General features: G+C 62.6%; 17 protein-coding genes. 6 read left to right on the top strand and 11 right to left on the bottom strand.

The genetic code is table 11. The features are described from left to right. Positions 1-781 precede the first annotated feature (781 nt). Positions 782-1,528 (top strand): SDR family oxidoreductase, encoded by a 747-nt coding sequence (locus REH59_RS17225; RefSeq protein WP_128573542.1) that lies wholly within the window; start codon positions 782-784, stop codon positions 1,526-1,528. A gap of 9 nt (positions 1,529-1,537) precedes the next feature. On the opposite strand, the gene REH59_RS17220 is transcribed toward REH59_RS17225, so the two are convergent. The 5 genes from REH59_RS17220 to REH59_RS17200 all read right to left on the bottom strand — a co-directional run bounded on the left by REH59_RS17220 (position 1,538) and on the right by REH59_RS17200 (position 8,609). After that, entirely contained in the window at positions 1,538-3,604 is a 2,067-nt protein-coding gene (locus REH59_RS17220) for a PAS domain-containing protein (protein WP_014859030.1), read from the bottom strand. Positions 3,605-3,666: 62 nt separating this feature from the next. Continuing rightward, entirely contained in the window at positions 3,667-5,328 is a 1,662-nt protein-coding gene (locus tag REH59_RS17215) for a PAS domain-containing sensor histidine kinase (protein ID WP_014859029.1), read from the bottom strand. A 57-nt stretch (positions 5,329-5,385) separates the two neighbouring features. Further along, positions 5,386-6,795 (bottom strand): GntR family transcriptional regulator MpaR, encoded by a 1,410-nt coding sequence (gene mapR / locus REH59_RS17210; protein WP_003247831.1) that lies wholly within the window; start codon positions 6,793-6,795, stop codon positions 5,386-5,388. 49 nt (positions 6,796-6,844) lie between these two features. After that, entirely contained in the window at positions 6,845-8,248 is a 1,404-nt protein-coding gene (ccoG, locus tag REH59_RS17205; RefSeq protein WP_012052113.1) for a cytochrome c oxidase accessory protein CcoG, read from the bottom strand. A gap of 121 nt (positions 8,249-8,369) precedes the next feature. After that, positions 8,370-8,609, bottom strand: coding sequence for a DUF3203 family protein (locus REH59_RS17200; RefSeq protein WP_003247835.1), 240 nt, complete (start codon positions 8,607-8,609; stop codon positions 8,370-8,372). A 169-nt stretch (positions 8,610-8,778) separates the two neighbouring features. Between REH59_RS17200 and REH59_RS17195 the strand changes: the two genes are divergently transcribed. Next, positions 8,779-9,297 (top strand): MgtC/SapB family protein, encoded by a 519-nt coding sequence (locus REH59_RS17195; protein ID WP_012052114.1) that lies wholly within the window; start codon positions 8,779-8,781, stop codon positions 9,295-9,297. Positions 9,298-9,829: 532 nt separating this feature from the next. On the opposite strand, the gene REH59_RS17190 is transcribed toward REH59_RS17195, so the two are convergent. The 3 genes from REH59_RS17190 to REH59_RS17180 all read right to left on the bottom strand — a co-directional run bounded on the left by REH59_RS17190 (position 9,830) and on the right by REH59_RS17180 (position 12,101). Next, the gene (locus tag REH59_RS17190; RefSeq protein WP_014859028.1) at positions 9,830-10,729 is read right to left on the bottom strand and encodes a hydroxymethylglutaryl-CoA lyase; all 900 of its coding nucleotides are present in this window, start codon (positions 10,727-10,729) and stop codon (positions 9,830-9,832) included. A gap of 19 nt (positions 10,730-10,748) precedes the next feature. Continuing rightward, the gene (locus tag REH59_RS17185) at positions 10,749-11,147 is read right to left on the bottom strand and encodes a MerR family transcriptional regulator (RefSeq protein WP_003247847.1); all 399 of its coding nucleotides are present in this window, start codon (positions 11,145-11,147) and stop codon (positions 10,749-10,751) included. Positions 11,148-11,222: 75 nt separating this feature from the next. Beyond that, positions 11,223-12,101 carry a helix-turn-helix domain-containing protein gene (locus REH59_RS17180; RefSeq protein WP_003247849.1) on the bottom strand — a complete coding sequence of 293 codons (879 nt, stop codon included), beginning with the start codon at positions 12,099-12,101 and terminating at the stop codon, positions 11,223-11,225. 172 nt (positions 12,102-12,273) lie between these two features. Here REH59_RS17180 and pobA point away from each other — a divergent pair, with 172 nt between their 5' ends. The 3 genes from pobA to REH59_RS17165 all read left to right on the top strand — a co-directional run bounded on the left by pobA (position 12,274) and on the right by REH59_RS17165 (position 16,328). Next, on the top strand, positions 12,274-13,461 hold the full coding sequence (gene pobA, locus REH59_RS17175) for a 4-hydroxybenzoate 3-monooxygenase (protein WP_014753390.1): 1,188 nt from the start codon (positions 12,274-12,276) through the stop codon (positions 13,459-13,461). A 150-nt stretch (positions 13,462-13,611) separates the two neighbouring features. Further along, positions 13,612-15,402 (top strand): gamma-glutamyltransferase, encoded by a 1,791-nt coding sequence (gene ggt / locus REH59_RS17170; RefSeq protein ID WP_014859027.1) that lies wholly within the window; start codon positions 13,612-13,614, stop codon positions 15,400-15,402. A gap of 44 nt (positions 15,403-15,446) precedes the next feature. Next, the gene (locus REH59_RS17165) at positions 15,447-16,328 is read left to right on the top strand and encodes a LysR substrate-binding domain-containing protein (RefSeq protein ID WP_003247855.1); all 882 of its coding nucleotides are present in this window, start codon (positions 15,447-15,449) and stop codon (positions 16,326-16,328) included. A gap of 152 nt (positions 16,329-16,480) precedes the next feature. On the opposite strand, the gene REH59_RS17160 is transcribed toward REH59_RS17165, so the two are convergent. Beyond that, positions 16,481-17,533, bottom strand: coding sequence for an ornithine cyclodeaminase (locus REH59_RS17160; RefSeq protein WP_320450331.1), 1,053 nt, complete (start codon positions 17,531-17,533; stop codon positions 16,481-16,483). Positions 17,534-17,720: 187 nt separating this feature from the next. Between REH59_RS17160 and REH59_RS17155 the strand changes: the two genes are divergently transcribed. Further along, complete coding sequence (locus tag REH59_RS17155) at positions 17,721-18,143, top strand: Lrp/AsnC family transcriptional regulator (RefSeq protein WP_010954389.1); 423 nt, start codon at positions 17,721-17,723, stop codon at positions 18,141-18,143. A 74-nt stretch (positions 18,144-18,217) separates the two neighbouring features. On the opposite strand, the gene REH59_RS17150 is transcribed toward REH59_RS17155, so the two are convergent. Further along, positions 18,218-18,817 carry an START domain-containing protein gene (locus REH59_RS17150; protein WP_014859024.1) on the bottom strand — a complete coding sequence of 200 codons (600 nt, stop codon included), beginning with the start codon at positions 18,815-18,817 and terminating at the stop codon, positions 18,218-18,220. Between the two features lie 89 nt (positions 18,818-18,906). Then, entirely contained in the window at positions 18,907-19,743 is an 837-nt protein-coding gene (locus tag REH59_RS17145) for a bifunctional allantoicase/(S)-ureidoglycine aminohydrolase (protein ID WP_003247865.1), read from the bottom strand. Positions 19,744-19,842 lie beyond the last annotated feature (99 nt).

Here is a 19,842-nt window from a genome sequence, read left to right as displayed (position 1 = left end):
ATAGCCCAGGCGCCGCGGATTGCGACTTCAGGAGGCCGAGCGCAGGGCTTGCGAAGGGAGGTGACGGGCATGGATGCCCGTCAAGCGCTGGGCCCCAGGATGGGGCCTGCAGCGCGGTCCTCCCGGGAGCAAGCCCGGAGCGAGGGAACCCCGGAGCGTAGCGCAGGGGCCGGATGATAGGAGCCAGCGTTTTTTGGTTACTTTTTGTCGCGTTTGACAAAAAGTGACCCGCCGTAAGGGCGGAAGGGTGACTATGCGCCACCTGCGTGAATGAATACCTACTCGATGTGAATGCCCACATCCAAGAAGCAAGAAGCAAGAAGCAAGAAGCAAGAAGCAAGAAGCAAATTCGTCTGTTTTGACTCAGCGAACAGTCCATTCGCGATGGCGACGCTGACTCACCTTTTCGCCCTTACGGCGAGTCACTTTTTGTCAAACGCGACAAAAAGTAACCAAAAAACGCTGCGCTCCCATCATCCGGCCCCTGCGCTGCGCTCCGGGGTTCCCTCACTCCGGCCTTGCTCCCGGCAGGACCGCGCCGAAGGCCCCATCCTGGGGCCTCAGCGCTTGACGGGCATCCATGCCCGTCACCTGCCTCCGCAAGGCCTGCGTTCGGCCTCCTGAAGTCGCGAAGATCAAGATCAAGATCAAAAGCAAGATCAACAGCCAGATCAACAGCCACATCAACAGCAGAGGGTTGGCTGTGCTGATCTTCGTCATTCCAACGCAGCGCCATTTCGCCTATTGTCGATGCTCCCTTCCCCAAACCATTGGCAAACCCATGGAGAACGTCATTGTCATCACCGGCGGCAGCCGCGGTATCGGCGCCGCCACTGCGCTGCTGGCCGCCCGCCAGGGCTACCGCATCTGCATCAACTATCACGCCGATGACCAGGCCGCCGAAGCCATCCTCAGCCAGGTCCGCGCCCTGGGCGCCGAGGCCATCGCGGTGCGCGCCGACGTTAGCGTCGAAGATGAAATCATCCAGCTGTTCCTGCGCGTCGACGATGAGCTCGGCCCGATCACCGCACTGGTCAACAACGCCGGCACCATCGGCCAGCAAAGCAGGGTCGAGGACATGTCCGAGTTCCGTCTGCTGAACGTCATGAAGACCAACGTCGTCGGCCCCATGCTCTGCGCCAAGCACGCCCTGCTGCGCATGGCGCGCCGGCATGGCGGGCAAGGCGGGGCCATCGTCAACGTATCATCGGTCGCCGCACGCCTGGGTTCGCCCAACGAGTATGTCGACTATGCCGCCTCCAAGGGCGCGCTCGACACCTTCACCATCGGCCTGGCCAAAGAAGTGGCAGGCGAGGGCGTACGCGTCAATGGCGTACGACCAGGCTATATCCATACCGGTTTCCATGCGCTTTCGGGTGACCCGGATCGCGTCAGCAAGCTTGAACCTGGCTTGCCCATGGGCCGAGGAGGGCATCCCGAGGAAGTGGCCGAGGCCATCCTCTGGTTGCTTTCGGACAAAGCCTCCTATGCCACCGGCAGTTTCATCGACCTGGGCGGCGGGCGCTGAGCGCGCCCGTCAAGGTTCCAGCAGCTCGCGAACCCGCTCTGCCAGTGCTTCCAGTTCGAACGGCTTGGTCAACACCAACGTACCTTGCAGCGGTTGGCCGTCGCTGAGCGCCGCGCTCTCATCGTAACCGGTGATCAACAGCACCTTGAGGTCCGGGTAGCGCTCACGGCAGCGTTCGGCTACCTGGCGGCCATTCAGGCCGCCAGGCAGGCCGACATCGCTCAGCAGCAAGTCTGGCCGTTCGCCGCTTTGCAGGTGGGTGAGGGCAGACGGACCGTTCTCGAAGGCGTCCACCCGATAGCCCAGCTCTTCCAACACTTCGCCAATCACCAGGCGCAAGGCCGTCTGATCTTCAACCAACAGAATGCGTTTTGCAGTCTCGCTGCTTCTTTGTAAGAGCGCGCGCGGAGGTTTGCTGATTGGCGCCTGGGCTTGCTCGTGGTGGCGGGGTAACAGCAGCTCGATGCGGGTACCCTCGCCAGGCACCGACAGCACCCGTAATTGCCCACCCGACTGGCGCACGAAGCCATAGGTCATGGACAAACCCAGGCCGGTGCCCTGGCCCATCGGCTTGGTGGTGAAGAACGGCTCGACTGCGCGCTCGACAACTTCAGCCGACATGCCGCTACCGTTGTCGACGATGCTCAGCCGCACGAACTCGCTGGCCGGCAGTTCCAGTGCCACGGCCTGCTCGTCGTCAAGCTGCAGGTTGTCGCCAATGATCTCGATCACACCACCGGCAGGCATGGCATCGCGCGCGTTGATGCATAAGTTGAGCAAGGCGCTTTCCAGTTGGGGAGGGTCGATGAAGGTCGGCCACAGCTGGCTGGCAAAGCGGCTGCTCAGGGTAATCGCCGGGCCGATGGTGCGGCGCAGCAGGTCTTCCATGCCGGCCACCAAGGTGGCCACTTGCGTGGAGCAGGGTTGCAGGGTCTGCTGGCGGGAGAACGCCAGCAGCCGGTGCACCAGCGAAGAGGCCCGCTGCGCCGCGCTGCTGGACAGCTCCAGCAAGGGCGCCAGGGCGTCGAAGCGTGACTGCTCAAGGCGTTGCCGCATCAGCTCCTGGGCGCCCAGGATGCCGCCCAGCAAGTTGTTGAAGTCGTGGGCTATGCCGCCACTGAGCTGGCCTACGGCTTCCATCTTCTGTGCCTGGCGCAGCGCCGCTTCGGCCTTGGCCAAGCGTTCCTGCTCCTGTACTCGCTCACTGATGTCATAGGCGAACAGAAACGCGCCATGTACCTCGCCTTCTGGGTCGCGTAAGGCGTTGAAGCGCAACTCATAATGGCGCAGCGCGGGGGGCTTGCCGAAGGTGCCGATCTCGATGAACTGCTCGCCTGCCAGGGCGCGCTGCCACATCGGCAGAACAGGCGTCTGGCCGGCGGTGCCATCCTCGAACAACCCGGGCAGGTAGTCGCCGATTTCGGGTGTCCTCCCGTACAGCAGGTGGAAGTCATGCCTGGCCTGGCGATTGACAGCCAGCCAGCGCAGGTCCTTGTCGATCACATGCACATTGACCACACTGTGATCGACCAGTTCGGCAAACAAGCGTCGCTCCGCCAGTGCGGCATTCACCCGTTGTTCGAGCTCTTCGTTCAGGCGCTGCAGGGCCTGCTCTGCACGCCGGCGTTCGGTGACATCCTTGAACAGTACCGCTACCTGGCGTTTCTCGGCAGGTTCTATGCGAAAAGTGGTCACCGACAGCACGTGGCCCGTGGCAATCAGTTCCTGCTCGAAGTGCAGCGGTTCGCCGGTGCGAAGCACCGCGCCATAGCGGGCCACCCAGTCATCCGCCTCATCGGGCACCATCTCGCGCAGTTTTTGCCCGACCACGTTGGGGATGCCGGCGTGTTTGGCATAGGCTGCGTTGGCCAGCACGTGCACGTAGTCACTCAGGGGGCCATGGGGGCCATCGAAGAACTCGATGATGCAGAAGCCTTCGTCCATGGTGTCGAACAGTGAGCGATAGAAGTCCTGGTCGTGCGCCTGGTGGCTTGCAAGCCGTTGCTCCAGCAGTGTGTTCTGTCGCTGGAGGTCTTCGACTTGTTGGCGCAGTGAGTTCAGATCACGAGAAGGCATGCCTGCGTCCGGCCAATGAAAAGTCCTGACTTTAACGTGTTCACCTGCAGGCGAATAGCCACTCAGGGTGACTGGGCGGTGCTCCCCAGCAGCCGTTCAAGCGCCTGGGCAAGTGCTTGAAGATCGAATGGCTTGGCCAGCAGTTCGGTGCGCCGGTCGGGCCGCACTTTTGCCGTACTGTGCGCAAGGTCATAGCCTGTGATCAGCAGCACCGCTGCATGGGGGGCAATACTTCGACAGGCGTCCGCGAGTTGGTAGCCATCGATACCCCCAGGCAGGCCGACATCGGTGATCAGCAAGTCCGGTGCAGGGGCTTCCCGCAAGGCCTTGTATGCCTGCCGGCCATCTTCGAATGCCTGAACTTCATGGCCCTGATCTATCAATACCTCCAGCATGACCAGGCGCAGGGCCGGCTCGTCTTCCACCAGCATCACCCTGCACGCGCGCTGCTGAAGCGAGGCCGCAGGCGCAGGCCCCTCGACGTGGGGGCTGGGTGAAGCGGCGGCGATGCTTTCATCGCAGGGGAGATACAGGTTGATGGCCGTACCCTGGCCAGGCGTGCTATCGATGACCAGCTGGCCACCGGATTGCCGCACAAAGCCGTAGACCATCGACAGCCCAAGGCCAGTGCCCTGGCCGAGCGGCTTGGTGGTGAAGAAGGGCTCAAGGGCGCGCTGCATCACTGCTTTGGACATGCCCATGCCGGTGTCTTCAACGCGGATACGCAGAAACTGGCCAGTGGCCAGGCCCCGCTGTCTGGCTTCGGCGCCTTGCACGTCGACATTGGCGCAACCGATGCTCAAGGTGCCGCCAAGCGGCATGGCGTCACGGGCGTTGATGCACAGGTTGAGCAGCGCGTTTTCCAGTTGCTGTGCGTCTATTCGGATAGGCCATAGTCCGGCATGTGTCTGGTCGTGGTAGTCGACATAGGGGCCGGTGGAGCTGCTGATCAGGTCGTGCATACCGGCCACCAGTTGCTGCACATCGACCCGTTGCGGGACCAGCGTCTGCTGCCGTGAGAATGCCAGCAAGCGCTGCACCAAGGCTGCGGCGCGTTGGGCGTTGTGCCGGCTGAGTTCAAGCAGCTGCGCGGTGTCCGCCAGGCGTTGCTGCACCAGACGTTGCCCGGCCAGTTCCAGGGCGCCAAGGATGCTGGCCAGCAGGTTGTTGAAATCATGGGCAATCCCGCCGGTCAACTGGCCGACCGCCTCCATCTTCTGCGCCTGGCGCAGTGCTTCTTCGGCCCGCTGCAGGCGTTCCTGTTCGGTCACGCGCTGCGTGATGTCATAGGCGAACAGGTAGCCGCCCTGAATTCGCTGCTGAGCATCGAGCCACGGGTGGTAGCGAATTTCGTAGTGGCGTGGTGCGTCGTCCAGCCCGAAGGTGACGGTGTCGATGAACGCTTCCCCTGCCAGTATGCGCGGCCATATCGGGGCGAGGCGGCCCATGATGTCGGGTTGATCGGTCAGGAACTGGGGTACGTAGTCGCCAATCTGCGGCACGAAGCCTCGGTAACGTTCGAAGGTTTCGCGCGCCGTGCGGTTGATGGCCAACAGGCGCATCCTGCGGTCGGCAGCAAACACGTTGGCCGGGCTGTTGTCGAGCAGTTCTCCAAGCAGCCTGTCATGCGCCTGGACGCTGTCTTCGCGCTCTGCCAGGCGTGCTTCCAGTTCTGCGACACGCGCTTGCAACTGGGCAAAGGACGCAAGCGTATCTGGCTGCATGACGAAGGCCTGATGATCGGATCGAGCAACTATAGTCGCCCCTCGGGCCCCTCGCTATCAGAACGAGCGAATGATCCGCCCGAGGGTCTCCATGGCCTGTTCGGCGCCGTCATGCCAGGGGCTGCCGTAGTTCAGGCGGATGCAATTGCCAAAGCGTCGGGTGGGCGAAAAGATCGGCCCAGGGGCGATGCTGATGCCTTGGGCCAGGGCCATGTGGAACAGCTTGAGGGCGTCCATCTGCTCGGGCAGTTCCAGCCACAGGAAGTAGCCGCCGGAAGGCTGGCTGACCCGTGTCTGCGCCGGGAAGTGGCGGGCGATGGCTGCCAGCATGTTGGCCTGCTGGCCCTCCAGCGCGTAGCGCAGCTTGCGCAGGTGGCGGTCGTAGCCGCCGTGTTGCAGGTAGTCGGCGATGGCCGCCTGGGCCGGCATGGAGGCACACAGGGAGGTCATCAGTTTCAACCGCTCGATCTTCTGCGCAAAGCGCCCGGCGGCCACCCAGCCAATGCGATAGCCCGGTGCCAGGCTTTTGGCGAACGAGCCGCAGTGCATGACCAGGCCCTGAGTGTCGAAGGCCTTGGCGGGTTTGGGCGCCTGTTGCGAGTAGTACAGCTCGGCGTATACATCGTCTTCGATCAACGGCACCTGATGGCGCGCCAGCAACTCCACCAGGGCCTGTTTCTTGGCCTCCGGCATGCTTGCACCCACCGGGTTCTGGAAGTTGGTCATGCACCACACGGCCTTTACCGGGTGCTTTTCCAGGGTCTGCGCCAGCACCCCCAGGTCCATGCCCTCGCGTGGGTGCACGGGGATTTCCACGGCCTTGAGCTTGAGCCGCTCCAGCACCTGCAGGCAGGCATAGAAGGCGGGGGCCTCGATGGCGACCAGGTCGCCCGGCTGGGTCACGGCCTGCAGGCACAGGTTCAGGGCCTCCAGTGCGCCGTTGGTGATCAGCAGCTCTTCCATCGGCAGCATCAGCCCACCGACCATGTAGCGCAGGGCGATCTGCCGGCGCAGCTGCGGGTTGCCGGGGGACAGATCGGTCACCACCATGCGCGGGTCCATGCTGCGGCTGGCACTGGCCAGTGAGCGGGACAGGCGTTGCAGCGGGAACAGCTCAGGGCTGGGAAAGGCTGAGCCGAAGGCAATGGTGTTGGGGTCCTTGATCGAGTCGAGGATCGAAAATACCAAGGCGCTGACGTCGACATCGGTAGACTCGCTCACCGGCTGCAGCGCCTGCGGCTCGCTGAACTGACGCGGCACGTGGGCGTTGACGAAATACCCGGAGCGCGGCCGGGCGCGGATCAGCCCGCGGCGTTCCAGCAGGTAATAGGCCTGGAACACGGTAGACGGGCTGACCCCGTGGGTCTGGCTGGCGTAGCGTACGGACGGCACGCGCTGGCCGGGGCCCAGCACCCCGGAGCGGATCAGTTCGGCAATATCATCGGCGAAGCGTTCGTAGCGTTTCATTCTGGCCTTCTGTCCAGCCTGGCAGGCAAGGTGGCGTGAGTGTAAGGGATCAGCGGTTCATGGGGGCGACGAAGCGACTGTGCGCCACGCTGCGGATAGCGGGGTCGTCACGCTCGCTGATTTCAAAGCTCAGTGTCTGCGAGCTGCTGGTCGGGCGCTCGGCGAGCATCGCCACCGACACCGGCAGTTCGCTCATTTCGCCAGCAGGGATGACCAGTGCGCTACTGCCCTGCAGGGTGAAACCGTCAGCGTCCAGCAGGCGCAATTGATAGTGCTGGGTACGTTCGGTCTTGTTGATGACCTTGAGCAGGTAAATGTTCTCGATCTGGCCTTGGGCGTTTTCACGGAACAGGCCGCGGTCCTTGATCACATCCAGCGATACCATCGGGCGCATCTGCAGGGCCACCACCAGTGCCCCGATCATGACCAGCAGTGCGGCAGCGTAGCCCAACAGGCGCGGACGCAGCCAGTGCGTGGTACCGCCTTGCAGGCTGTGTTCGGACTTGTAGCCAATCAGGCCGCGGGCGTAACCCATCTTGTCCATTACCCCGTCACAGGCGTCGATGCACGCGGCACAGCCGATGCAAGCCATCTGCAAGCCATCACGGATGTCGATGCCGGTGGGGCACACCTGCACGCACAGGGTGCAATCGATGCAGTCACCCAGTCCCTGGGCACCGACATCACTGCCTTTTTTGCGCGGACCACGGGCTTCGCCACGACGCGGGTCGTAAGCGACCGCCAGGGTGTCCTTGTCGAACATCACGCTCTGGAAGCGCGCATACGGGCACATGTGCAGGCACACCGCTTCACGCAGCAGGCCGGCATTGATGTAGGTAGCGGCCGTGAAGAACAGCACCCAGAACAGTGCCACACCGCCCAGTTGCAAGGTGAGCAATTCTGCGGCCAGTGGCCGGATCGGGGTGAAGTAGCCGACGAAGGTCAGCCCCGTGAGCACGCCAATGGCCAACCACAGGCTGTGCTTGAGCGTGCGACGGGCCAGTTTGTTCAGGCTCCAGGGCGCCGCGGCCAGCTTGATGCGCTGGTTGCGGTCCCCCTCGGTAACCTTTTCGCACCACATGAATAGCCAGGTCCAGGTGCTTTGTGGGCAACTGTAACCGCACCAGACGCGCCCGGCGTAGACGGTGATGGCGAACAGGCCAAAGGCACAGATGATCAGCAGCGCCGACAGCAGGATGAAGTCCTGGGGCCAGAAGGTGGCGCCGAAGATGTGGAACTTGCTGTTTCCCAGGTCCCACAGCACGGCCTGGCGGCCGTTCCAGTTAAGCCAGGCCGTGCCGAAGAACAGCACGAACAGGGCGCCGGCAAAGCCGATGCGCAGGTTACGGTAAAGCCCGGTAAAGCTGCGGGTCTGGATGCCGCTGTCGGTGCGTCGCGCTTGGATGCTGGCTGGGGCGGTGGCGATCTCTGTAAAAGGGATTCTATCGTTCATGGTTCGGTGCTCATCAGGCCTCGATCAGGCATGAGCACTATGGCGCTGAAGCTGTTATCAGCACAGGTTCAGATTTTACGATAAAAACCATATCAGATTTGCCGCATGGCCCCGCCAGGCCTCATATCACCGAGCCTGGCGCGCTGGCCTTCAGATGCCTGCGGCTATCCACCGCACCCGCCACGGTCAGTGCATCGGCCTCGGTTTCGGTAATGGGCACGCGTTGGCCGGCCAGTATGGCCACCGACATGCGCAACTGTTCGTCGGTGATGATCTCGATATCCGGGCCTTCGCCCTCGATGCGCAGGCCTTCGCCGATCAGTGTGCAGCGGCGGGTGGTTTCGTCGATTTCAATGGGCATGGTGGGGTCCTCCCGGGGTGATTACAGGGTGGACCGCGGTCAGGGGCCAGTTGCTGCATCAGCAAGCTGAGCGGCACTTTGCAGTACGTGTGACGGTCAACCTTGCAGAGGGCAGGCCTGCTGACGTGGCGGGCGGATTCATGAAGCTCAAGCAGGGGACACAACTGCGATGGATGTCATCTGGCAAGCAATCCAGGCGGAATTCGCCGATGTCACCGATGAGCGCGAGGTCACGCAAATCCTTGTGCGCTTGCTGATGGCTGCTGTGCTCGGCGCAGTACTGGGCTTCGAGCGCGAACACAAGGGCAAGTCTGCCGGGGTGCGTACCCACATGCTGGTGTCGCTGGGGGCTGCCCTGTTCGTGCTGGCGCCCAGTATGGCGGGGGCCGATGAACAGGCACTCAGTCGGGTGATCCAGGGCATCGTTGCCGGTATCGGTTTTCTCGGTGCGGGTACCATTCTGAAGGGTAACGGCCAGGACACCAGCCATGTGAAGGGCCTGACGACCGCTGCCGGGCTATGGATGACGGCTGCCATTGGCACGGCGGCTGGCATGGGGCGCGAAGCCACGGCGCTGATCAGCACGGTACTGGCCCTGCTGGTACTGGGCACGATGCCGTTGCTGGTGGAGAAGGTCGAAGGACAGAATGAGGAGAAGCAGAAGGAGGAAGAGGGCAGGAAGCACTGAGGGGAGCCGAAGCTCCCCTCAAAGCGTTGTTGCCTGCTCTTTTTTTATTATTGGGACCGGCCTTTTGTTGTTTTTGTCGGCTTGTCCTGGTGTTGCGGGCGACCCCCATGCGGGGTCAAGAGCAAACGTATTTTTTTGAGCGCTGACCTGCTTTCATCATTGCTGATCCGAACCTGGCTGCCGCTACCTTGAGGTAGTTTTATTGTTCTGTGCCAGACCGCGGGGCGAACCCCTGAAAAGCGTGTCGACTCCAAAAAAATCTGCTTGCTACGCCTCTGCCGTGTTGTTCTTGTTATGTCAGAGCCGTTACCTGTTGTTTTTATTGGGTATCGCGTTTTTTTTGTTCTTGTACCAGAGATATAGCAGGGTGCGTGCCAACTTTTAAAAACCCTTTAAAATCAATGATTTAAGAATTTTGGTCGACACCGCCCAGCCTGAAATTCTGCCGATTTGTTTCCCTGTTACCCGATTTTTTGCTGTGAAATGTGCGGGAGGTAACACTTCACCCACACCAATGTGACACCGGTGTGACCTATTGTGCGCTGCACGCCCGTGCTACCCGCGACCCGTTGTCGCGGCCCAGCACGCCGCTGATGCGCTGGCCGGCGGCTATCAGCCGGCCCAGGTCGATGCCGGTTTCAATGCCAAGCCCCTGCAGCAGGTACACAACGTCTTCACTGGCGATATTGCCGGTAGCACCCTTGGCGTAAGGGCAGCCGCCCAGCCCGGCTACCGAGCTGTCGAATACGCTGATGCCCTCGAGCAGGCTGGCATAGACGTTGGCCAAGGCCTGGCCGTAAGTGTCATGGAAGTGTCCGGCCAACTGCTCGCGCGGTACCAGGGCCGACACCACCTCGAACAGGCGTCGGGTGTCGCCTGCGGTGCCGGTGCCAATGGTGTCACCCAGCGAGACCTCGTAGCAGCCCATGTCGTGCAGGGCGCGGGCCACCGGGGCCACCTGCTCGGCGCTGACCTTGCCCTCATAAGGGCAGCCAAGCACACATGACACATACCCGCGCACGCGCACGCCGTGGCTGCGCGCAGCGTCCATGATGGGTTCGAAGCGCTTGAGGCTTTCGCTGATCGAACAATTGATGTTGCGTTGCGAGAACGCTTCGGAGGCGGCAGCGAACACCGCTACTTCCTTGACCCCGGCAGCCAGGGCGTCCTCGAAACCGCGCAGGTTCGGCGCCAGTGCGGCATACGTCACACCGGGGCGCTGCTGGATGCCGGCGAATACCTCGGCAGAGCCGGCCATCTGTGGCACCCACTTGGGGGACACGAAACTGCCCACTTCTATATAGGCCAGGCCCGCTTCGGTGAGGTCGTTGACCAGGCGTACCTTGTCGGCGACGCTGATGGGCTGGGCTTCGTTCTGCAGGCCGTCGCGGGGGCCGACTTCGACCAGGCGGACGTGTTTGGGCAAGGACATGGCGGGTTTCCTGTGGCGTTCAGCGGTTGTCTTTGTTGTTCAGGGTGGCGGCCAGGGCTTGTTCGCAGCGCTCCTGGGCGGTGTCCAGTTCCAGTTGCATCTGGTGAATGTCCAGCATCTGCTGCTCCAGCTGGGCGCGGCGCTCGGCGATCTTCGCCAGCATGCTGTTGAGCTGTTTGAGGTTGCCGCTGGTGGGGTCGTACAGTTCGATCAACTCGCGGCACTCGGCCAGGGAAAAGCCAATGCGCTTGCCGCGCAGGATGAGCTTCAGGCTGACCTTGTCGCGCGGTGAGTAGATACGTTCCAGGCCACGACGCTCAGGGCTGAGCAGGCCCTGTTCTTCGTAGAAGCGGATAGCGCGGGTGGTGATGTCCAGTTCGCGGGACAGGTCGGAGATGCTGTAGGTCTGAGTGCTCATGCTCGGGCTCGGCGTGGGGTATGCGGATATCCTGAGGGCAGGATGACGTATACGTCAAGAAGAGGCCGCCAAGGATTATTCCGACAACCCTGATCTGCGATACGCATTGGGCGTTTGCCCACTCAAGCGCTTGAACCACCGGGCGAAGTAGGTCGGGTCGGTAAACCCCAGGCTATCCGACAACTGCCCAATGCTCATCCGCGTGTAAATAAGGTTGCGTCGCGCCTCCAGCAACAACCGCTGGTGCACCACCTGCAATGCAGTCTGACCGCTCAGTGCCCGGCACAGCTGGTTCAGTTGCAAACTCGGAATATTCAGCCGCGCGGCAAAGTCTTCAACCGACAGATGCTCGCGGTAATGCGCTTCGACCAAGCGCAAGTATTGCCCCAGCAACAGGCGGTCACGTTCATCACGGTTACGCGGTGCCTGCCCTTGCTGCTGACGGCGGCTGATCCACACCATCAGCGCGGTCACCAACGCTTCCAGCATCGCGGCGCGTGCCGGGGCATTGCCTTGGTACTCCCGCTGCAAGGTGTCGACCAGGCTGCGCAGGTGCACGCGGTCATGGCCCAACGGATAACACGCAGGCTGGGCCAGCACCGTCAGTGGCGCGCCCAGGCGCTGTTCCAGGTTCGCTACAAGGGCAGTACCAAAGGTCAGGACATAGCCCTGGATATCGGCGCTGAAGCGAAAGCCATGCACGGTCATCGGTGGCACGACCTGGATCGCCGCTTCGCCGATGGCACTGCGCACGCCCTCGATCTCCACCTGCGCCTGGCCACGCTGTACATACAGCAGCTGGAACAGCTCGGCATGCTGGTGCGGCTTGATCTCCCAGTGATGCAGGCGGCTGCGTGCCGGGATCGACTCGCAGTGCAGCAGGTCGGTGCCGGGCCAGGCCTGATTTTCGCCATACAGCTTGAACAACGGGACGCCGGGGAGGGTGGATTTCATCTGGGTTGGCCTGTCCGTTAATCGAACGCTTTTCGTAAAAGTGCAGGTTTTTTATGGAATAGCACACTTAAACGGCGTTTTCTGCCAGTAAAAATGCAATGGCAAACCCTAACAGCAGATGCCGCCCCGCTGCCAGTCCCGGGCCGGTATCGTCCGAACAGAGACAACAACAATGAAAACTCAGGTTGCAATTATTGGTGCAGGTCCGTCTGGCCTGCTGCTGGGCCAGCTGCTGCACAAGGCCGGTATCGATAACATCATCGTCGAACGCCAGACCGCCGAGTACGTACTAGGCCGCATCCGCGCCGGGGTGCTGGAGCAAGGCACGGTCGACCTGCTGCGCGAGGCCGGCGTGGCCGAGCGCATGGACCGTGAAGGCCTGGTGCACGAGGGGGTCGAGCTGCTGGTTGGCGGGCGCCGTCAACGCCTGGACCTCAAGGCGCTGACCGGTGGCAAGACGGTGATGGTCTACGGCCAGACCGAGGTCACCCGTGACCTGATGCAGGCCCGTGAAGCCAGTGGTGCGCCGATCATCTATTCAGCCGCCAACGTTCAGCCGCATGAATTGAAAGGCGAGAAGCCCTACCTGACGTTCGAAAAGGATGGCCGGGTGCAGCGGGTTGACTGCGACTATATCGCCGGCTGCGACGGCTTCCACGGCATCTCGCGGCAGAGCATCCCGGAGGGTGTGCTGAAGCAGTATGAACGGGTTTACCCGTTTGGCTGGCTGGGGCTGCTGTCGGACACACCGCCGGTCAATCACGAGCTGATCTACGCCCACCATGCGCGCGGTTTCGCGTTGTGTAGCCAACGCTCGCAAACACGCAGCCGCTACTACCTGCAGGTACCTTTGCAGGATCGGGTCGAGGAGTGGTCTGACGAGCGTTTCTGGGACGAACTGAAAGCCCGTTTGCCCGCCGAGGTGGCGGCGGACCTGGTCACAGGCCCCGCGTTGGAAAAAAGTATTGCGCCACTGCGTAGCCTGGTGGTCGAACCCATGCAGTATGGTCACCTGTTCCTGGTGGGTGACGCGGCGCACATCGTCCCCCCTACGGGTGCCAAAGGCCTTAACCTGGCGGCCTCGGACGTCAACTACCTGTACCGCATTCTGGTCAAGGTGTACCACGAAGGGCGCGTCGACCTGCTTGCGCAATACTCGCCGCTGGCCCTGCGCCGCGTGTGGAAGGGCGAGCGCTTCAGCTGGTTCATGACCCAACTGCTGCATGATTTCGGTAGCCACAAGGATGCCTGGGACCAGAAGATGCAGGAAGCTGACCGCGAGTACTTCCTGACCTCGCCGGCGGGGCTGGTGAACATTGCCGAGAACTATGTGGGGCTGCCGTTCGAAGAAGTGACCTGATCTGTCATTGTGCAAACCTGGCACTCATGCAGAGAGCAAGGGCTGCATTGGTCAGCGAATGGCTTGCCGGTAATTACACCAAGGCTTGAAGTCGAGACTGCGTATGACCGACAGTGCTTCGCTGAATAGGTGATGGCAGGATGCATGACGATGAAATATCCCACCCCGCTGATCGGCGCTTTGTGCCTGCTGGTTACCAGTAACTGGGCCGGTGCCGACCAGGTATTGCCCACGCCACCGGAACTGGCCTCCGGCTACCGCAGCGGTTTGCAGCCGGTGCACGCCAGCCGGCACATGGTTGCCGCAGCCAACCCGCTGGCCAGTGAAGCGGGGCGGGCGATGTTGCGTGCCGGCGGCAGTGCGATTGACGCCGCCATCGCCATGCAAATGGTGCTGACACTGGTCGAGCCGCAGTCCAGTGGGATCGGTGGCGGGGCGTTCATCCTGTACTGGGATGGCAAGCGCGTGCAGGCATTCGACGGGCGTGAGGCAGCACCTGCGGCGGTGACGGAAAAACTGTTCCTGCAAGCCGATGGCACACCCATGCCGTTCCGGGTGGCGCAGATCGGTGGGCGTTCGGTGGGCGTGCCCGGGGTGCTGCGTGCCCTGAAACAGGCCCACGAGCAGCACGGCAAGTTGCCCTGGCACGACCTGTTCGCCCCGGCCATCGCCTTGGCACGCAACGGCTTCGCGGTTTCCGAGCGCCTGCACACGCTACTGGCCGGGGACCCCTACATTGCCCGTTCACCCGCAATGGCCCGTTACTTCCTGGATGAACAGGGTAGGCCGTTGGCCGTGGGTACGATCCTGCGCAACCCTGAGTTGGCCCATACCTTGGAGCAGATCGCCGCACAGGGGCCCGAGGTGTTCTACAGCGGTGAAATTGCCGAAGCCATCGTCGCCACGGTGCGTGGCCATGCCAATGCCGGGTATCTGTCGCTGCAGGACTTGCAGCAGTACCAGGCCAAGGAGCGCGAGCCGTTGTGCGGTCCCTACAAGGCCTGGCAAATATGCGGCATGCCGCCACCCTCCTCGGGTGGGGTGACTGTGCTGCAGACCTTGGGCCTGCTCGAAGCCGTGCAGCGCACCGCGCCGCAACGCGACCTGGCAGCGCTGCGACCGCTGGTCACCTCGTCCCCGGCCCGCCTGGAAGCCCCGCCCTTGGCCGTGCACCTGATCGCCGAGGCCGAGCGCCTGGCCTACGCCGACCGCGCTCAGTACCTGGCCGACAACGACTACGTGCCCGTCCCGGTCAAGGCCCTGACCGATTCTGCTTATCTGGCCAGCCGCGCGGCGCTGATCGGCGAGCACAGCATGAAGCGCGCCCGCCCGGGCCAGCCGCAAGGAGCGGACCTGGCACTTGCGCCCGACCGCTCGCCACTGCGCATCTCCACCTCTCACCTCAGTGCGGTGGATGACAGCGGCCAGGCCCTGGCCATGACCACCTCGGTGGAGGCCGCATTTGGCTCGCACCTGATGGTCAAGGGCTTCCTGCTCAACAATCAGCTGACCGACTTCTCGTTCATCCCCCACGAGCACGGCAAGCCTGTGGCCAATCGGGTGCAGCCGGGCAAACGGCCGCTGTCGGCCATGGCGCCGACATTGGTGTTCTCGCGTGCCACGGGCGAGTTTGTCGCGAGCGTCGGTTCGCCGGGTGGTTCGCAAATCATCGGTTACGTGAACAAGGCACTGGTCGGCCTGCTGGATTGGCAGCTCGACCCGCAACAGGCCGCGGGCCTGCCCAACTTCGGCAGCCGCAATGCCGGCACCGAAGTGGAAGCAGGGCTGAGCAGCCCGGCGCTGATCCGCCAGTTGGCAGCCTGGGGCCATGAGGTGACACCGATGACCATGACCAGCGGCATGCAGATCATCCAGCGCAGCGGCGAGGGTTGGTCAGGCGGTGCCGATCCTCGGCGGGAAGGAGTGGCCCTCGGTGACTAGCCGTGATAGAACGCAGACTTGCCATTCAGTCGTTGAATATCTAGATGTCTATCAGCGTGAAATCGAATAGGGCTCTGTTCGACCTCGACCTGCTGCGCGCCATTGTCGTGGTGGCCGACTGCGGCAGCTTCACCACCGCTGCCGCGCGGCTGCATTCGACCCAGTCGACGATCAGCCAGAAAGTGCGCCGCCTGGAAGACATGGTTGGCCACCGCCTGCTGGTGCGAGGCAACCGTGATGTGCTGCCGACCGACGCCGGGCAGACCTTGCTCGGCTATGCCCGGCACATGCTGGCCCTGAACGATCAGATGCTTGAAGCCCTGGCCGGGGCGATGGTGGGCACCACGGTACGGCTTGGTGTGCCCGAGGACTTCGTGGGCGGGCGTACCACCAATGCGCTGTCGGCATTCAGCCGGCTGCACCCACAGGTGAAGCTCGAAGTGACCAGCGGCTTGTGCCGTGACCTGAGCCAGGCCTATGACAATGGCGAACTTGACCTGGTGCTGCTCAAGCAGCGGCGCAACAGCCGTGAGGGCGTGGCCTGTTGGCCAGAGCGTCTGCAGTGGATCGACAGCGCACATACGCCTGCCTTCGAGCTGGACCCGATCCCGTTGGTCACCTTTCCGCCACGCGGCCTGTACCGCGAGGACATGATCAACGCCATCGAAGGCATGGGGCGGCGCTGGCGCATCAGCTTTACCAGTTCCAGCCTCAGTGGCATCCAGGCTGCGGTCGCCGATGGCATGGGTATCAGCCTGCTGCCACCCAGGGCGGCCACCGGCGAGCACAGGGTGCTGGGGGCCGGGCAAGGGCTGCCGGAGGTCGACAGCTATGAGATCGTCATCGTGCACCGGCCGACGGCGGATGTGATGGTCAAGGCGTTGGCTGAGGTGATGACGCAGTTGCTGGCGGGCGGTGGGATCTGACGGTCAGTGGGAAATGCGCTTGCACACGACCCAACGCCAGTGCGATCACTGTGGGCTTTTCCGGCGAGCACGGGCTAAGCCCGTGCCATGCACCGTGCAGCCTGCTTAGCGGGCATGCCTGCTCCCACACGTTCGACTAAACCGATTCAATGTCAGGCAACCCGTCGGATGCGCCTTTTGCCAGCGCGGCCTCGGGTGTGGCTGAACAGGTCTTTCGGGTCGTCCTCAACCCACGGCACCAGGTCGATCTTGGCACCCATCCCGCGCTTTTCGGCTTGCTGTAGTACGTACCGTAGTACGGTGTAGTCTTCGAGGGCGAAGCCCACCGAATCGAATACAGTGACCTGGCTGTCGCTTTGGCGGCCCTCGGTTTCGCCGCGCAGCACGCGCCACAGGTCGACCACCGGAAAGTCCGCCGGCAACTGCTGGATCTCACCTTCGATACGGGTTTGTGGTTCGTACTCGACGAACACCCGCGCGTTGCGCAGCACATCGGCGTGCAGCTCGGTTTTGCCTGGGCAGTCACCGCCCACGGCGTTCAGGTGCATACCGGGCTCCAGCATGTCGGGGGTAATGATGGTGGCGTAGGCCTTGTCGGCCGTCACTGTGGTGATGATGTCCACGCCTTTCACTGCCTCGGCTACCGAGCTGGCTCGGCGGATGGTCAAGCCGCTGTATTCCTTGAGGTTGGCGATAAGCTTGGCGGTGGCCAGCGGGTCGGTGTCGTAGGCGACGATTTCTTCGATGCCCAGGTGCTTGTGGAAGGCCAGGGCCTGGAATTCGCTTTGCGCGCCGTTGCCGATCAGCGCCATCTTGCGCGCGTTCGGGCGGGCCAGTGCCTGGGCTGCCATCAGCGAAGTCGCTGCGGTGCGCAGGGCGGTGGCGATGGTCAGTTCGGACAGCAGCACCGGGTAACCGGAGTCGACATCGGCCAGTACACCGAAGGCCATCACCGTATGCAGGTTGCGTGCAGTATTGGCCGGGTGGCCGTTGACGTATTTGAAGGCATAGCGGCTTTTGTCGGCGACCGGCATCAGTTCGATCACGCCCACTTCCGAGTGGTTGGCAACGCGCGCGGACTTGTCAAACGCCTGCCAGCGTTTGAAATCGTCCCGCAGGGCAGCGGCAAGCTCGCCAATAAACGGCGCTACGCCAATGTCATGCACCAAGTCCGACATGGTTGGAACATCAATGAAATACGTCATGCTCTTGCACCTTGTTATTGTGCGCTTGCCCAGCAGTGCGGGGTAAGCGCTTGAGATTATCGAAGTGAAGCCGCATGAACATTTTGATGACAGGTTGCGCCAATCGGAAGCATACAGGTTGTCAGTTTCGTCAGGCTTCTGGACAATCTGCCAACCCAACGTAGCAATCTGATTATTTGGCAGGCTTATGGACACGATCGATCGGGAACTGATTGCACTGTTGCGGGACAACGCACGTACCCCTGTGCTGACCCTGGCAAAAAAGCTGAAGGTGGCCAGGGCAACGGTGCATAACCGCATCACCCGGCTTGAAGAGCAGGGTGTGATCATCGGTTACACGGTACGTTTGCGCTCCGATGCGCTGGACCAGGGGGTGCGGGCAATCACCAGCATCGGCATCAGCGGCCACCATGCCGCAGAGGTCAAGCACGCGCTGCGCGGGCATCCCAATGTGGTGGCCATCCACACCACCAATGGCCGCTGGGACCTGATGGCAGAGCTGCGCGCCGACACCCTCGAAGCGTTCGACCGGGCGCTGAACGCCATCCGCTCGATCCCGCATATCGAGAACACCGAGACCAGCATCCTGCTGTCGACCTACAAGATGTGACCGCTGAGCCAGAGAGGGGTATTGCATAAAAAGCTGCTGGCCCTGCTGCAGTCGGTCTGCGGCCTGGCGGCACTTCAAGGTTGGCGCTCAGCCACCGCTCGCAACGTACGCAACGTCACCACCGGTGTATCCACTACAAACCGGTTGGCCAGCCACCCCGGCACATCCCCGGCAGGGGCGGCCTGCAACTGGTAGGTCACCTCGGTCACGCGGTCACCCAGCGGTCTCATCTGCCACACGCCACTCAGGTGCTCTACCCGGATCAGGCCGTCAACCCTGGGGATCCTATCGGGATCGGCGCTCAGGTGGCGCACCAGGGTACCGTCGACCAGGCGTTCGCTGGTCACTTTAAGCACAATGTCCCGTGGCCTCGCCGGCCAAGGCAGCTGAGTGGTCAGGTACACCCAGGTGTTGTCACCCTCCACATCCAGCAGCCGCATCTGGTCACAGGCGTACAGCCACTTGCAGGCCACCCGCAGGTTATCCTGCAGGTCAGTGAGCGTGCGCACGCTGGCTTTCATGGTGCTGACACCACGAAACTGCTGGTAGGGCGAGTCGCCTGCATCTTTCAGGTACACGCGAATGCCTTCGCGGTCGTAGGCCAGGTGCCAGTCATCGGTGGCCGGGGCAGAGGCGCACAGCAGCAAGGCCGCGAGCAGCAGGCAGCGGTTCATGGCCGGTACCCTGCAGGGGTGGGTATTTCAGTATGCGCGGCAAACAGAAAGCCCGCCAGGTTGGCGGGCTTGCGGGCATCAGCCTGGGCTTAGCGCTTAGGGTTCAGCGTCAGGTGTACGTGACGGTTCACGTCCTTGTACAGCAGGTAGCTGAAGTTGCCTGGGCCGCCGGCGTAGCAGGCTTGCGGGCAGAAGGCACGCAGCCACATGAAGTCGCCGGCTTCCACTTCGACCCAGTCCTGGTTCAGACGGTACACTGCCTTGCCTTCCAGCACATACAGGCCGTGTTCCATCACGTGGGTTTCTGCGAACGGAATCACACCGCCCGGCTGGAAGGTGACGATGTTCACGTGCATGTCGTGGCGCATGTCGGCCATGTCGACAAAGCGGGTGGTTTTCCAGCGGCCTTCGGTGCCCGGCATCTCGATGACGGTGGCGTTGTCGCGGTGGGTGACGAAGGATTCCGGTACGTCCAGGCCTTCAACCTTCTGGTAGTGCTTGCGCAGCCAGTGGAAGGTGACGTTGGACTTGCTGTTGTTACGCAGGCTCCACTCGGCGCCCGGGGCCAGGAAGGCGTAGCCGCCAGGTACCAGGGTGTGGTGTTTGCCTTCGACGGTGATGTCCAGTTCGCCTTCGACGATGAACACCACGGCTTCCGCATCGGCGTCCAGCTCAGGGCGCTCGCTGCCGCCTTCCGGGGCCAGTTCGACGATGTACTGGGAGAACGTTTCGGCAAAACCGGTCAGCGGGCGGGCGATGACCCACATGCGCATCTTGTCCCAAAAGGGCAGGTGGCTGGTGACGATGTCACGCATCACGCCTTTAGGGATGACGGCATAGGCTTCGGTGAACATGGCACGGTCAGTCAGCAGCTCGGTTTGAGCCGGGTGCCCACCGTGGGGGGCGAAGTACGAATGGTTCGACATGGACGATCTCGACTTGTTGTTCTCTCCCCATGCCTTGAACCGCACCGGCCGGTGCGGCGCAGGGGATGTGGCCACAGAATAGGGTCGAGTGCGTGCCAT

Source organism: Pseudomonas sp. BO3-4, assembly GCF_034044115.1.
GTDB lineage: Bacteria > Pseudomonadota > Gammaproteobacteria > Pseudomonadales > Pseudomonadaceae > Aquipseudomonas > Aquipseudomonas alloputida.
This window is presented reverse-complemented; position numbering and strand designations above follow the sequence as displayed.

What these genes read in the sequence shown, in the direction of transcription:
- REH59_RS17225 (WP_128573542.1), top strand. Translation starts at nt 782, where the DNA reads ATGGAGAACGTCATTGTCATCACCGGCGGCAGCCGCGGTATCGGCGCC.
- REH59_RS17220 (WP_014859030.1), bottom strand. Translation starts at nt 3,604, where the DNA reads ATGCCTTCTCGTGATCTGAACTCACTGCGCCAACAAGTCGAAGACCTC.
- REH59_RS17215 (WP_014859029.1), bottom strand. Translation starts at nt 5,328, where the DNA reads ATGCAGCCAGATACGCTTGCGTCCTTTGCCCAGTTGCAAGCGCGTGTC.
- mapR (WP_003247831.1), bottom strand. Translation starts at nt 6,795, where the DNA reads ATGAAACGCTACGAACGCTTCGCCGATGATATTGCCGAACTGATCCGC.
- ccoG (WP_012052113.1), bottom strand. Translation starts at nt 8,248, where the DNA reads ATGAACGATAGAATCCCTTTTACAGAGATCGCCACCGCCCCAGCCAGC.
- REH59_RS17200 (WP_003247835.1), bottom strand. Translation starts at nt 8,609, where the DNA reads ATGCCCATTGAAATCGACGAAACCACCCGCCGCTGCACACTGATCGGC.
- REH59_RS17195 (WP_012052114.1), top strand. Translation starts at nt 8,779, where the DNA reads ATGGATGTCATCTGGCAAGCAATCCAGGCGGAATTCGCCGATGTCACC.
- REH59_RS17190 (WP_014859028.1), bottom strand. Translation starts at nt 10,729, where the DNA reads ATGTCCTTGCCCAAACACGTCCGCCTGGTCGAAGTCGGCCCCCGCGAC.
- REH59_RS17185 (WP_003247847.1), bottom strand. Translation starts at nt 11,147, where the DNA reads ATGAGCACTCAGACCTACAGCATCTCCGACCTGTCCCGCGAACTGGAC.
- REH59_RS17180 (WP_003247849.1), bottom strand. Translation starts at nt 12,101, where the DNA reads ATGAAATCCACCCTCCCCGGCGTCCCGTTGTTCAAGCTGTATGGCGAA.
- pobA (WP_014753390.1), top strand. Translation starts at nt 12,274, where the DNA reads ATGAAAACTCAGGTTGCAATTATTGGTGCAGGTCCGTCTGGCCTGCTG.
- ggt (WP_014859027.1), top strand. Translation starts at nt 13,612, where the DNA reads ATGAAATATCCCACCCCGCTGATCGGCGCTTTGTGCCTGCTGGTTACC.
- REH59_RS17165 (WP_003247855.1), top strand. Translation starts at nt 15,447, where the DNA reads ATGTCTATCAGCGTGAAATCGAATAGGGCTCTGTTCGACCTCGACCTG.
- REH59_RS17160 (WP_320450331.1), bottom strand. Translation starts at nt 17,533, where the DNA reads ATGACGTATTTCATTGATGTTCCAACCATGTCGGACTTGGTGCATGAC.
- REH59_RS17155 (WP_010954389.1), top strand. Translation starts at nt 17,721, where the DNA reads ATGGACACGATCGATCGGGAACTGATTGCACTGTTGCGGGACAACGCA.
- REH59_RS17150 (WP_014859024.1), bottom strand. Translation starts at nt 18,817, where the DNA reads ATGAACCGCTGCCTGCTGCTCGCGGCCTTGCTGCTGTGCGCCTCTGCC.
- REH59_RS17145 (WP_003247865.1), bottom strand. Translation starts at nt 19,743, where the DNA reads ATGTCGAACCATTCGTACTTCGCCCCCCACGGTGGGCACCCGGCTCAA.